This window comes from Microcystis sp. M113S1, from assembly GCF_020246945.1.
Lineage (GTDB): Bacteria > Cyanobacteriota > Cyanobacteriia > Cyanobacteriales > Microcystaceae > Microcystis.
The window spans coordinates 1-12756 of the sequence record NZ_JADBSA010000406.1 but is presented as its reverse complement, the minus strand read 5'-3'; the positions used below and the strand labels follow the sequence as shown (position 1 = coordinate 12756).

At 46.6% G+C, this 12756-nt stretch carries 12 protein-coding genes and 1 pseudogene; 9 read left to right on the top strand and 4 right to left on the bottom strand.

The features are described 5' to 3' along the window. Positions 1 to 226: 226 nt before the first annotated feature. A complete protein-coding gene (locus IM319_RS20705; protein WP_287736754.1) occupies positions 227 to 886 on the top strand; it encodes a PEP-CTERM sorting domain-containing protein in 660 nt (219 codons plus the stop codon). Between the two features lie 96 nt (positions 887 to 982). Continuing rightward, the gene (locus IM319_RS20700; protein ID WP_287685035.1) at positions 983 to 1297 is read left to right on the top strand and encodes a hypothetical protein; all 315 of its coding nucleotides are present in this window, start codon (positions 983 to 985) and stop codon (positions 1295 to 1297) included. A 114-nt stretch (positions 1298 to 1411) separates the two neighbouring features. Here IM319_RS20700 and IM319_RS20695 read toward each other — a convergent pair whose 3' ends face one another. Together IM319_RS20695 and IM319_RS20690 are read right to left on the bottom strand one after the other, a co-directional pair. Continuing rightward, a complete protein-coding gene (locus tag IM319_RS20695) occupies positions 1412 to 2311 on the bottom strand; it encodes an amino acid ABC transporter substrate-binding protein (protein ID WP_287736753.1) in 900 nt (299 codons plus the stop codon). Between the two features lie 41 nt (positions 2312 to 2352). Then, complete coding sequence (locus IM319_RS20690; protein ID WP_286825493.1) at positions 2353 to 2559, bottom strand: hypothetical protein; 207 nt, start codon at positions 2557 to 2559, stop codon at positions 2353 to 2355. Between the two features lie 182 nt (positions 2560 to 2741). Between IM319_RS20690 and IM319_RS20685 the strand changes: the two genes are divergently transcribed. The 4 genes from IM319_RS20685 (at position 2742) to IM319_RS20670 (ending at position 4854) form a co-directional block, all read left to right on the top strand. Next, on the top strand, positions 2742 to 3368 hold the full coding sequence (locus IM319_RS20685; RefSeq protein WP_287736752.1) for a TenA family protein: 627 nt from the start codon (positions 2742 to 2744) through the stop codon (positions 3366 to 3368). Positions 3369 to 3383: 15 nt separating this feature from the next. Next, on the top strand, positions 3384 to 3791 hold the full coding sequence (locus IM319_RS20680; RefSeq protein ID WP_286824799.1) for a DUF2605 domain-containing protein: 408 nt from the start codon (positions 3384 to 3386) through the stop codon (positions 3789 to 3791). Between the two features lie 98 nt (positions 3792 to 3889). Continuing rightward, positions 3890 to 4195: a DUF2973 domain-containing protein gene (locus IM319_RS20675; protein WP_286824801.1), complete on the top strand. Its 306-nt coding sequence runs from the start codon at positions 3890 to 3892 to the stop codon at positions 4193 to 4195. A gap of 11 nt (positions 4196 to 4206) precedes the next feature. Then, complete coding sequence (locus IM319_RS20670; protein WP_286824802.1) at positions 4207 to 4854, top strand: YqiA/YcfP family alpha/beta fold hydrolase; 648 nt, start codon at positions 4207 to 4209, stop codon at positions 4852 to 4854. A 122-nt stretch (positions 4855 to 4976) separates the two neighbouring features. On the opposite strand, the gene IM319_RS20665 is transcribed toward IM319_RS20670, so the two are convergent. Next, positions 4977 to 5543, bottom strand: coding sequence for a hypothetical protein (locus tag IM319_RS20665; protein ID WP_287736751.1), 567 nt, complete (start codon positions 5541 to 5543; stop codon positions 4977 to 4979). 432 nt (positions 5544 to 5975) lie between these two features. After that, a pseudogene (locus IM319_RS20660) lies at positions 5976 to 7454 on the bottom strand (hypothetical protein). Between the two features lie 284 nt (positions 7455 to 7738). Here IM319_RS20660 and IM319_RS20655 point away from each other — a divergent pair. The 3 genes from IM319_RS20655 to psaB all read left to right on the top strand — a co-directional run bounded on the left by IM319_RS20655 (position 7739) and on the right by psaB (position 12561). Further along, positions 7739 to 7867 carry a hypothetical protein gene (locus tag IM319_RS20655; RefSeq protein WP_287693169.1) on the top strand — a complete coding sequence of 43 codons (129 nt, stop codon included), beginning with the start codon at positions 7739 to 7741 and terminating at the stop codon, positions 7865 to 7867. A 54-nt stretch (positions 7868 to 7921) separates the two neighbouring features. Further along, a complete protein-coding gene (gene psaA, locus IM319_RS20650; RefSeq protein WP_286824805.1) occupies positions 7922 to 10168 on the top strand; it encodes a photosystem I core protein PsaA in 2247 nt (748 codons plus the stop codon). A gap of 179 nt (positions 10169 to 10347) precedes the next feature. Next, positions 10348 to 12561, top strand: coding sequence for a photosystem I core protein PsaB (gene psaB, locus IM319_RS20645; protein ID WP_002770787.1), 2214 nt, complete (start codon positions 10348 to 10350; stop codon positions 12559 to 12561). The last annotated feature ends 195 nt before the right edge of the window (positions 12562 to 12756 follow it).

Here is a 12756-nt window from a genome sequence, read left to right as displayed (position 1 = left end):
TTTTGTGGAAGCCTTGGAAGCTTTTCGGACAGCGATGTCTTTCCGTTTCTTTGAGTGGCTGACCGAGAATCGGGATGTGTTTGCCGCTTACAAAGCCAGTTTAGGCTTTGTTTGGGCTTGAAATTTGTTTAAGTCCCACTAGCAAAGAAACGACAAAAGTAGGCTAATAGCCTCAAAGCTGAGACTACAAGCTTACATACAAAAAACACTACTCAGGAATAAGAAAATGAAAAATTGGACTTTAGCCTTAGCTCTTGGAGCGGCTGCAACGACTACAATGATTGGCTTTGGAGTAAATCCTGCTTCGGCTTTGACATTTAATTTTCGTTTCGATATAGATTCTCCCTCTGCTCTCAATCCCACACCAGTTAATGCCACATTGATCACGGAGGATTTTTTGACCACTGAATCAGGCTTTACTGGATATAGAGTTACATCCATAACTGGAACTCAAGGTACAAGTCCATTTGCCAATCCACACACTGGTCCAATAATTGGTCTATTAGCTCCAGGCACAACTAAGATTGGTCCATTCGCTGCCCTAAACGATAATCTATTTAATCCAAATGGTGTTGCAAACCCCGGAACTAATAAAGCATCTGCCTTTTTCTCTCAAGGGGGACTTGCTTACACGATTAATGAAAACAACACCACTCCTCCTACTGTTGACCCTTATCAGGCATTCTATGATGCTGCTAGTCAAACTTATATGGGGTGTCTTACCCCGTGTGTTACTATTAGCAACCTAAAGGTAGTTCCTGAACCCTCCTCAACTGCTGGACTTTTAGCTATTGGCTCCTTTGGTGCATTAGGCGCAGCTTCAACCCTGAAGCGCAAACTGAAGACCTTCCAATCCACCGAAAAAGAAACCACAAAAGTAGGCTAAATTGCTTACCAAAGTAGAATTAATGCCCCTTCATTCAGTCAGTTGAGGGGGTTTATTGTATAATAGGGACATAATTAAATCAAGAGGATTTTGGTTATGCAACAGGTGACGATTGAGCTACCCACCACCATAATTAATGCTCTAGCCGCCTACAATCAAGAGCATAAGGTATCGTCTTCTGATACAGTACAAACGGCTATAGAATCATTTTTAATAGCGAAAGGCTATTTATCCAAACCGAAAAAATCTTTTCACTTATCTCCCGCACCCAAAGGAAGTGGCTATACTGACACATCCATCAATCATGACGCTGTTTTAGCCGAATTAATAACAAATCCGACTTTAAAAACCCGCTCCCTTCTCCCCACTTTCCTATTTTCTTTTCTATACCTTTTAAACAGGATTTACTAGGGTCAACAAGAGTCTTAGGGAGACAAATTAATCAATACTTTTGCCTCTTGCAAGAGTGCCTCTTAACCCTGGCAAGAGGGCCTTTTTCCACTGGTCCCTGAAAAGGTCTTAATTTTAGGGAAATACAGTTAAAGGAATCCATTCGTAGGTGTTGACAATGCCTTGAAAATAATCATTAATAGTCTCTCTGGAATAGGGAACAACACCATCTTCACCAAACCAACGTTCATAAATTGTCACCGCTTGTTGTTGGTCACTAACGATCCCTTCCATGAATTTTAATAGCGTATAATTCACCGTATCGCGCCATTTAGAATCATTTTCGGGTAAAGTACAGGCATAGGATTCGTAGGCGTAGGGATAGGAGGGAACTATAGCTAAATTATTGGGATTTTTAGCACTTTTTCTTAAACCTTCTAGGGTAATGCCATCACTGGCAAAACCATCAATTTCTCCCGTTTCTAGTTTTTGTAAACCCTCGCCACGATTTTTAACTTTGACCAAAATAGCGGCGGGTTGTTGGTTTTTAATTACTGCTTCATTAGTAGTATTGGCAATTACTCCAATGCGTCTGCCTGCCAAGCTACCGATGTCATCGAGATTACTACCTTTGCGGGTTAACAATTGAGTGCCACCGGCAAAATAACTAACGGAAAAATCCACTTCATTTTCTCTTTTCCAAGTAAAAGTAGTGGAGCCACATTCGATATCGATAACCCCTGTTTTCAACTTTTCAAAACGATTTTGGGGAGTAATCTCAACAATTTTTAACTTAATTGGTTTTCCTAACTTCCGTTCGGTTTCCTTGCGAATTAACTCTAACATATCAAGGCTGTAACCCACCCACTTGCCCTGGGAGTTGACAAAACCAAAGGGAATAGCATCTTTACGAGCGCCGGCAGTAATTACCCCAGTTTTTTGAATGCGATCGAAGATTGCTCCCGCAAGGCTAGAATGGTTACTGGTGACGGTTAAAGCTACTGTCATCGTCATGACGGCAAGTGTACGCTTCATTTTTTTTCCTAATCTGAAAGTTGCTCAAGTCTCCGACTGTTTCAGGAGACCGAGAGTTTCCCAGGGGAAGATTTTTTAGCGGCGATTGCTGGGGACAAAAAAAGAGGAGAGATGTTACTCTCTCCCCCTTTCAGTTTTTTCGACAACATTTTAAATTGTTTTTTCAGTTGTCGCTGTCGGGCCGAACCGCCTTTGCCTTTGTCGTTACGTCCCTGCCGGCGGGGGGACTCCCATCGCTTAAGTCGCATAGTTTTTAATTCCAATTTAGTCGGTTATCTTTATTGTAACAGGCTTAACGTCAGTTTGGGTTAAGGAAATTTGGTGATCATTTTTACCACGGAATAGGGCTTTCTGGCTAGGGTATAATCTGGGTTTTAGCCTATCCCGAACTCTGGTTAACCAACCTTGTCCACCTAATTAGTATTTTCCTATGCTTAGTCAGCAACTTTGGCAGAGCCATCAAGATCTAGTACAAGCTTGTCTAGAACACCCTTTTGTGCGAGGTATCGCCACAGGAGAGCTTAAACGGGACTGTTTCGCTTTTTATGTCGGTCAGGATGCTTTTTTTCTGGAATCTTTCGCCCGTGCTTACAGTATCGCCGCCGCTAAAGCTCCTGATTGGCAGGGATTTACTAGCTTTCATCGGTTGGCTGCGGGGGTATTACAGGAATTAGAATTACATGAAAATTACGCTTTACAGTGGGGGGTTGACCTAAGAAAGGTTCAGCCCGCTAACGCCACCCGTCGCTATCGGGATTTTCTTCTCGCTACCGCTTGGATGGGTGATATCGGTGCGATTGCCGTGGCGATGAGTCCCTGTATGCGTCTTTATGCTTATCTGGGTCAACAATTAGCCTTAGAGCCGATTTCTGAGAATCCCTATCAAGCTTGGATTGATAGTTATAGTGGGGATGAATTCGCAGCTTTAGCAAGCCAGTTAGAGGAATTGGCGGATAAATACGCTCTGATGACGGAAAATATCTCTTTATCCTATCGTTATGCCCTTAGTTGTGAACAGGACTTCTTTAGTGCCGCCTACAGCCGGGGCAAATCTTAAAATTTTCCCGTCACAATGTTAAGAAATATAAATAACGCTAAGATTAAGGTAAGCAAAATCGTCATTATAAGAATAATGTTCCCTTCGCAACCCACCGAAAACGAACTCCTGAAAACTATCTTGGAACCTCTACTGGAGGATTTCACCCATTGGTTTTCCCGTTCCCGTCTCCTCCTCGAATCCGAGAGATTATCCTTTCTCAGCCTCGAGGAACAAAACGATTTATTGGCCAGAGTCAAAAACGCCCAACAGGAGGTGGCTACGGCTCATTTACTCTTTAAAACCACAGGTGGTCAGGTGGGTATTGAGGCCAAGATGTTGTTGCCTTGGCATCAGTTGGTGGCAGAGTGTTGGGGTGTCAGCAGTCGTCGTCGTCGATTACAGGGTTGGGGAGAATATCAATCTCCTCAAACTGACGCTTAACCTGAAACTTTTTGGTAAGCTAGAGAGTTGAGCGAATTTTTAGCATAAAGTTTTGGCAATTAGGAATATTCACACATAATTCATGGGAGACTTAGTCAATGCTACATCTGCTCTATATCCTCGCCTTCACGGTTATCGCTTTTTTGACCATTAATAATTTAATTCGTAGTCTGATTACTGTCAGCATGGATTCCCAGAAACGTCCTGCTAAATCGGGTAATTCCTATAATCCCTACGGTTATCCCATGACTTCCCATCCCGAACTTTTGGACGAGTCCGGACAACTAATCAATGAACCTTTGTTAGTGATTCGTTCTCTCACTGTCGAAGATGCTCGTCAGCAGTTAGATGCCATTTATAATTCTTCTCCCAGTGCCACCAAAGAGCAAGATGAAGAAATCTAATTGGTTCTAGAATGGCAGTCCTTGATAACAGACATATTTATCTACACGGTTTTGCTTCTGGCCCCCAATCAACAAAAGCGCAATTTTTGAGACATTGTTGGCAAAATAAGGGTTTAGCAATGGAAATTGCCGATCTTAACGGTGATAACTTTTCTAGCTTAACTCTCACTCGTCAGATTGTTCAAGTCGGCCAATTGATTGAACAATCTCAGCTTCCCGTTACTCTGATTGGTTCCAGTTTTGGCGGTTTAACGGCAGCTTGGCTGGCAGAAACTTATTCTCAGGTGCAAAGGCTCGTTTTATTAGCTCCGGCTTTTAATTTCGGGCCGATTTGGTTAGGACAATTGGGAGCAGAAACCCTAGCCAATTGGCAAAAATCTGGGAGTTTATCGGTTTATCACTACGGTTATCGTCGTTCTCTGCCAATTTATTACAAATTCATCGAGGATTTAGCTAATTATCCCCAAGAAAAGTTAATCAGGCAGCTCCCCACCCTGATTATTCATGGTCGTGCCGATGAGGTGATTCCCCTAGAAAATAGTCGCCATTATTGCATAAATCGCCCTTGGGTAAAATTAGTCGAATTAGATAGCGATCATGCCCTTACCGATGTTTTGACGAGAATCTGGGCTGAAATCCAATTATTTCTCAATTTTTGACGAAAAAAGACCCCTCCTTCGATCGAAAAAAAGGGGAATCTTAGTATATTTGTATTAGATTTTGAGAAGATTTTTCAGCTTCTCAGTCTAAAGACAAGAGATTTTCTGCTGATGTCTTGCCACTACCAAAGTCCGCGGATAGGAGATACACTAGGCTCGGGAGCGGGTTGAGGAGCAACTTCAGTAAAGGTTCTGGTTTCCGGGGGTAAAGCGGGAAGTCCCCAAGCGCGTTCTTTTTGGTTAACTTCTCTTAAAAGTTGCGAGCGAGTAGCGCTGGTGGCGATTTCCGATTTTAGTTTCAAGCGGGAAACCCAATAGGGACGAGCTTTACCCACATAAATTAACTTGCCATCTACCACTTGCAATAGTACATCGTCGCCACCGGTGGCATCCCCAGTAATACGAGCGGTGGTTCCGTCAGCAAAGTCGCCACTGAAAATTTCTTTGCCATCCACTGTTACAGGTCTGATCAATTGGATGGACATAATGCCACCCACGGTTCCCCGAACGCGACCTAGTACATAGTCACCGGGGTTGAGTTGCGGCTCACCTCTGTAGGTGTTATGGCCGCGCAGTTGACTGATCAGGATTTCGTTATTTTCCGGTCCTGCTTGTGCGGGTACAGCGCCAACGGTGGTTAGGGCAACTAAACCGGCAAAACCAGCGACAAGGGAAATTTTGTTAAACACAATTACCTCAAGCAAAAAGTTAGTAAATTACCTAGAGACGTTCTAGATTATAACTTAGTTCCCAATTTTGTCTATATTGCGAAATATTTGTTTAATAATTTCTCGATCGAGGTGTTGGGGATTTCAGTTATCAGTTATCAGTTATCAGATTGCAGTTTTAAGTGGACAGTGTTAGGTGAAAACTTCGGGGTCTTCTGGACATCAGGTGAAAAATGTTCACAGTGTTACATAATGGGCGCAAACCTTGCGCCCCTACAGCCGGCACGATATTAATGGTAGGGACATAAGGCTTATGCCCTTTTTTCGATAAGATAAGCTTATCACTTTAACTCCAATAGAAGCAAACTTGGGAACTTTCTTTTCACTGATTACTGTTTACTGTTCACTGCTCACTGAAAAATCCCCATTTCCCCATTCCCTAACCCCTATTCCCTAACCCCTATCCCCATTGGTAAATAATTCAGGATCGAGGATGGGTAGTTCGCTATCTGTTTCTGCTGGGGGAGAGAGTAACTGGAAGCGGTTTAAGGTTTGTTGAATGCGATCGAAAATGGTGATTTTTTGCTCGCTATTGTTCTGGGGTTCGGGAATAGGTTCCACTTCTACCGGAGGCTAAATACTAGAGGCCGGTTCGTTAATCTCCTTTGTCTCCGGTATGGTGGTTAAGGGAGATTCGAGCGCTTCAGGGGTTTCCTCCACATTTTCTATTGTTTCTGTCTCTACTGGTTTTTCTTCCACTATAGGGGTTTCTGGCTCAATAACAGGATTTTCTTCCACTATAGGGGTTTCTGGCTCAATAACGGGGGTTTCTTCCACTATTGGGCTTTCTTCCTCAATAACAGGATTTTCTTCCACTATAGGGGTTTCTGGCTCAATAACGGGGGTTTCTTCCTCAACTATGGGAGTTTTTTCCTCTAGACTGGGAATGGTTTTATAGTTGGGATCAACAATGCTACGGGCAATTATAGGGGATAAATCGCCGCGGACTAATTGACTAAGGCCGTCTTGGTAAGAGGGATCAAAGCTAATCACGCGCACGCTGGTATTAAACTCGTTTTCGATTTTATTTCCCTTACCATCGATGAATTCTAATTGTACCCAGTTATTGCCCTTGTCAAAACCCTTGAGATAGATCGGTTCCCAAGTATCAAGCAGAAAACTTTCACCGTTGACAGTGACACGAATGCGCCAATTTTGAAGACTATTATCCTCGTTGACAGTATTGGGCAGACGTAGAGGAGCATTACTCAGATAAAAATCGAGCAGGATCGGTTCTGCACCGTAGATTCCTTGCGGATGACTGTAGGTTAGTAGGGGTAAGGTGTTATCAGGGGCATTTTTGCCTGTTTTTGTCAGAATATGAAAGGTTGTTTCAGCGAAGGCCCCATCATTTTTAAAACTTTCCTGCCAAGGCCGCAGGGCCAAGACGCGGAGGGTGTGAGTACCGGGGGCGAGATTTTCTAAGATAATCGGTTGCTTGAGGTCGTAGATAGCCGATGCTGGTTCATTATCGACAATTAGGCTCAAGTGGGGTCCTAATTTCAGGGTGTCGTCTTGGAAAATTGGCAGATCTGACACTTGTAGTTTAACTGTCACCTGAGGGTCATCGAAAACTTGTTCGGCCAGAGGACTGAGAATCGTTACTTGGGGAGCGTAACGATCTAAACTGGGGCGCAGTTGCTGAATTAGGGCCGGGGGGGCAACCTCAGAAATGCGGCCTCGAACGACGGGAAGATTAGAGGTTTCGGAAGTGGGGAGATTGGTAGCCGTCAGGCGATCGCCACAGGCGGTTAACAGGGTGGTCAGTAAACCGATCACAAGACATATATGAAGGGTTTTGACTGGGATTAATTTATGTAGTAGGGATAGCACGTTCCTCCTAGAGCCAAGGCCAAAATCTATACAAACCATTGATTTTTGCTAGAGTCATTGAATGCTCTGGTGTCAGCAAAAGCGCGAGAAGATCAGGTTATGGCCTCAATTTTACAGAATTGTTTGATTGTTTTTTGAGAATCTATCTATTGAATTTTCTATATGGTCTGGTGGGGGATAAAAGGGGGAAATCGGCTTCTGGGGCGACAATTAATAAACTTTTGTCAAGAAAAATCACCAGTCTGACCCTGACTGAGACCGTCCATAGCAGAAAACGTCTCTCCTATCAAGGATTAAGAGAATTTTAATTATTGTTAAGCATAATGAACAGACAAGAGAACAAAGACTTATCATCTACTATTGATGCTTTCGACTGGAATCTCACCCAAGAGGAAAGTCAAGCGACATTAACAAAAGGTGGGTCAGATTTCAACTTGCCTTTTTTAGGTTAAAAAATCTATCCTCAAATAAAACGCTAAGTCTATTGTCGAGAGAGGAGAATCCTCATGGCACTCCCCCCCAAAGCGGTAGCTAAAGTGATTGTAGATAAAGACCCAGTACCTACTTCCTTTGAGAAGTGGGGTCAACCGGGGCATTTTGATCGCACTTTAGCCAAAGGACCCAAAACCACCACCTGGATTTGGAACCTACACGCCAACGTCCACGATTTTGATAGTCAAACCAGCGATCTAGAAGATATTTCTCGGAAAATCTTCAGCGCCCACTTCGGACATCTCGCCGTTGTCTTCGTTTGGCTGAGTGGAATGTACTTCCACGGCGCGAAATTTTCTAACTATGAAGCTTGGTTAACCAACCCGCTCGCCATCAAACCCAGCGCCCAAGTGGTCTGGCCGATCGTCGGTCAAGGCATCCTCAACGGCGATGTGGGCGGTGGCTTCCACGGTATTCAGATCACCTCTGGTCTGTTCTACCTCTGGCGCGCCTCCGGGTTCACCAACAGCTATCAGCTATACTGCACCGCTATCGGTGGTTTAGTTATGGCGGGTCTGATGCTGTTTGCCGGTTGGTTCCACTACCACAAAAGCGCACCGAAACTGGAATGGTTCCAAAACGTGGAATCGATGATGAACCACCACTTGGCGGGTTTACTCGGCTTAGGTTCCCTAGGTTGGGCCGGTCATCAGATTCACGTTTCTTTACCGGTGAACAAACTCCTCGATGCTGGAGTAGCTCCCCAAGACATCCCCTTGCCCCACGAGTTCATTCTCGAACCGAGCAAGATGGCGGATTTATATCCCAGTTTCGCCCAGGGTTTGACCCCTTTCTTTACCCTTAACTGGGGTGCTTACTCGGATTTCCTCACCTTCAAAGGTGGCTTGAACCCCGTGACTGGTGGTCTCTGGCTTTCCGATACCGCTCACCATCACTTGGCGATCGCTGTATTATTCATCATTGCCGGTCATATGTACCGTACCAACTGGGGTATCGGTCACAGCATGAAGGAAATCCTCGAAAACCACAAAGGTCCCTTCACCGGTCAAGGTCACAAAGGACTGTACGAAATCCTGACCACCTCTTGGCACGCCCAGTTAGCGATTAACCTTGCTCTCTTAGGTTCGCTAACCATCATCGTGGCCCACCATATGTACGCCATGCCGCCCTATCCCTATCAGGCGACTGACTACGCCACCCAACTATCCTTGTTCACTCACCACACTTGGATCGGTGGCTTCTTAATCGTCGGTGCGGGAGCGCACGGAGCGATCTTCATGGTACGGGACTACGATCCGGCCAAAAACGTCGATAACCTGCTCGATCGGATGATCCGTCATCGCGACGCAATTATCTCCCACCTGAACTGGGTATGTATTTTCCTCGGCTTCCATAGCTTCGGTTTATACATTCACAACGACACCATGCGGGCTTTTGGTCGTCCCCAAGATATGTTCTCGGATACGGGAATTCAACTACAACCCATCTTTGCCCAATGGGTACAAAGTCTCCACACCCTAGCCCCCGGCAACACCGCTCCTAACGCTCTAACTACCGCTAGTTATGCTTTCGGTGGCGACGTGGTAGCAGTGGGTGGCAAAGTGGCCATGATGCCGATCACTCTCGGTACTGCCGATTTCCTCGTGCATCATATCCACGCCTTCACCATCCATGTCACCGTGTTGATTCTCCTCAAAGGGGTTCTCTACGCTCGCGGTTCCCGTCTGATTCCCGATAAAGCAAATCTCGGTTTCCGTTTCCCCTGCGATGGTCCCGGTCGCGGCGGTACCTGCCAAGTTTCGGGTTGGGATCACGTCTTCCTCGGCCTGTTCTGGATGTACAACTCCCTCTCGGTCGTAATCTTCCACTTTAGCTGGAAAATGCAGTCCGATGTCTGGGGAACCGTCGCCCCCGATGGCACTGTCACCCACGTTACCCTCGGTAACTTCGCTCAAAGTGCCATCACCATCAACGGCTGGTTACGGGATTTCCTCTGGGCGCAATCGGCTCAAGTCATTAACTCCTATGGCTCTGCCCTGTCCGCCTACGGAATCATGTTCCTAGCCGGTCACTTCGTCTTCGCGTTTAGCTTGATGTTCCTGTTCAGTGGTCGCGGCTACTGGCAAGAATTAATCGAGTCGATCGTTTGGGCGCACAACAAGTTAAGAGTTGCCCCCGCTATCCAACCTCGCGCCCTGAGCATCATTCAAGGTCGTGCCGTTGGTGTGGCTCACTACCTCTTAGGCGGTATTGTCACCACTTGGGCATTCTTCTTGGCCAGAAGTCTCTCGATTGGCTAAACTTGCCTATAAGGGCTTGCCAGTCCCCCGGTGGATTGGCAAGACTAGGCTGAACCAGCGTCGATTGACCGATACCTCTGTAAGCGTTTCCTATTACAGAAGGTGAATTTAAAAAAGGAAATAACCAGCACTCGTGTAAGAGCCTCAGTTATTTAGAGAGGAGAATTTCCTAAACAGCTATGGCAACTAAATTCCCTAAATTTAGCCAAGATCTAGCCCAAGATCCGACTACCCGTCGGATTTGGTACGGGATCGCCACAGCCCACGATTTTGAAAGTCATGATGGCATGACGGAAGAGAATCTCTACCAAAAGATTTTCGCGTCGCACTTCGGCCACATTGCAATCATTTTCCTGTGGACTTCCGGCACTATATTCCACGTCGCTTGGCAAGGTAACTTCGAGCAGTGGATCAAAGATCCCTTAAACATCCGTCCCATCGCCCACGCGATTTGGGATCCCCAGTTCGGTAAAGGCGCTGTAGATGCCTTCACCCAAGCTGGCGCTTCTAACCCGGTTAACATCGCCTATTCTGGGGTTTACCACTGGTTCTACACCATCGGTATGACCTCCAACCAAGACCTATACCAAGGTGCGGTGTTCCTGCTGATTCTCTCGGCGATTTTCCTCTTTGCTGGCTGGTTACACTTACAACCTAAGTTCCGTCCTAGCCTCGCTTGGTTCAAAAACGCTGAATCTCGCCTGAACCACCACCTCGCCGCTCTGTTCGGTGTTAGCTCCTTAGCTTGGACCGGACACCTCGTTCACGTTGCTATCCCCGAATCCCGCGGTCAGCACGTTGGTTGGGACAACTTCCTCTCCACTCCCCCCCACCCGGCGGGTTTACTACCCTTCTTCACCGGTGACTGGGGTGTGTATGCGGAAAACCCCGATACTGCTAACCACATTTTCGGTACTGCCCAAGGCGCGGGAACTGCGATTCTCACCTTCTTAGGTGGTTTCCATCCCCAAACCGAGTCCCTCTGGTTAACCGATATGGCTCACCACCACTTGGCGATCGCTGTGATCTTCATCGTGGCTGGTCATATGTACCGCACCAACTGGGGCATCGGTCACAGCATCAAGGACATCCTCAATGCACACAGACCCCCCAGTGGTAAGTTAGGAGCCGGTCACAAAAATCTTTATGACACGGTTAACAACTCTCTCCACTTCCAACTCGGTTTGGCTCTGGCTTCTTTAGGCGTGATCACCTCTCTGGTGGCGCAGCATATGTACGCGCTACCCCCTTATGCTTTTATCGCTAAGGACTACACCACCCAAGCGGCTCTCTACACCCACCACCAATACATCGCTGGTTTCCTAGCGGTGGGTGCTTTCGCCCACGGTGCTATCTTCTTCGTGCGTGACTATGATCCCGAAGCGAACAAAGATAACGTCCTGGCGCGGATGCTGGAGCATAAAGAAGCGATCATCTCTCACCTAAGCTGGGTTTCCCTTTTCTTAGGTTTCCACACCCTCGGCCTCTACGTTCATAACGATGTAGTCGTCGCTTTCGGTACTCCCGAAAAACAAATCCTCATCGAACCTGTGTTCGCTCAATTCGTGCAAGCAGCTTCGGGTAAAACCCTGTACGGCATGAACGTACTGTTGTCTAACCCCGATAGCATCGCTTACACCGCCTATCCCAACTACGGTGATGTTTGGTTACCCGGTTGGTTAGACGCAATCAATAGCGGCACTAACTCCCTCTTCTTAACCATCGGTCCTGGCGACTTCCTCGTTCACCATGCGATCGCTCTTGGTTTACACACCACCGTTCTAATCCTGGTTAAAGGTGCTTTAGACGCTCGTGGTTCCAAATTAATGCCCGATAAAAAAGACTTCGGGTATTCCTTCCCTTGCGACGGTCCCGGCCGTGGCGGTACTTGCGACATCTCTGCTTGGGATTCCTTCTATCTAGCCATGTTCTGGATGTTGAACACCTTGGGTTGGTTAACCTTCTACTGGCACTGGAAACACCTCGGTGTCTGGTCGGGTAACGTGGCTCAGTTTAACGAAAACTCCACCTACCTGATGGGCTGGTTCCGCGATTACCTCTGGGCTAACTCGGCTCAATTAATCAACGGTTACAACCCCTACGGTGTTAATAACCTTTCTGTCTGGGCCTGGATGTTCCTCTTTGGACACCTCGTTTGGGCAACCGGTTTCATGTTCCTGATCTCTTGGCGCGGTTACTGGCAAGAGTTGATCGAAACTATCGTTTGGGCCCACGAACGTACTCCTCTGGCGAACCTCGTTCGTTGGAAAGACAAACCTGTGGCTCTCTCGATCGTTCAGGCTCGTTTGGTTGGTTTAGCTCACTTCACCGTTGGCTATATCTTCACCTACGCCGCCTTCTTGATCGCTTCCACTGCTGGCAAGTTCGGCTAAACCTTGAATTAGGTAACTAAAAAACCCCCCGCCCATTGGTGGGGGGTTTTGTTTTTGACATCCTCGCCGCCCTAAAAGTGCGGCGATTCCTAAACCTCACGATTTAAGTTTCTGCTTCCACCACCGTCGCATACCACAGTTAAAAAACCATGTACTGTCTTACACAGAGTCCACAGACTTTCGCCCCATTTCAGA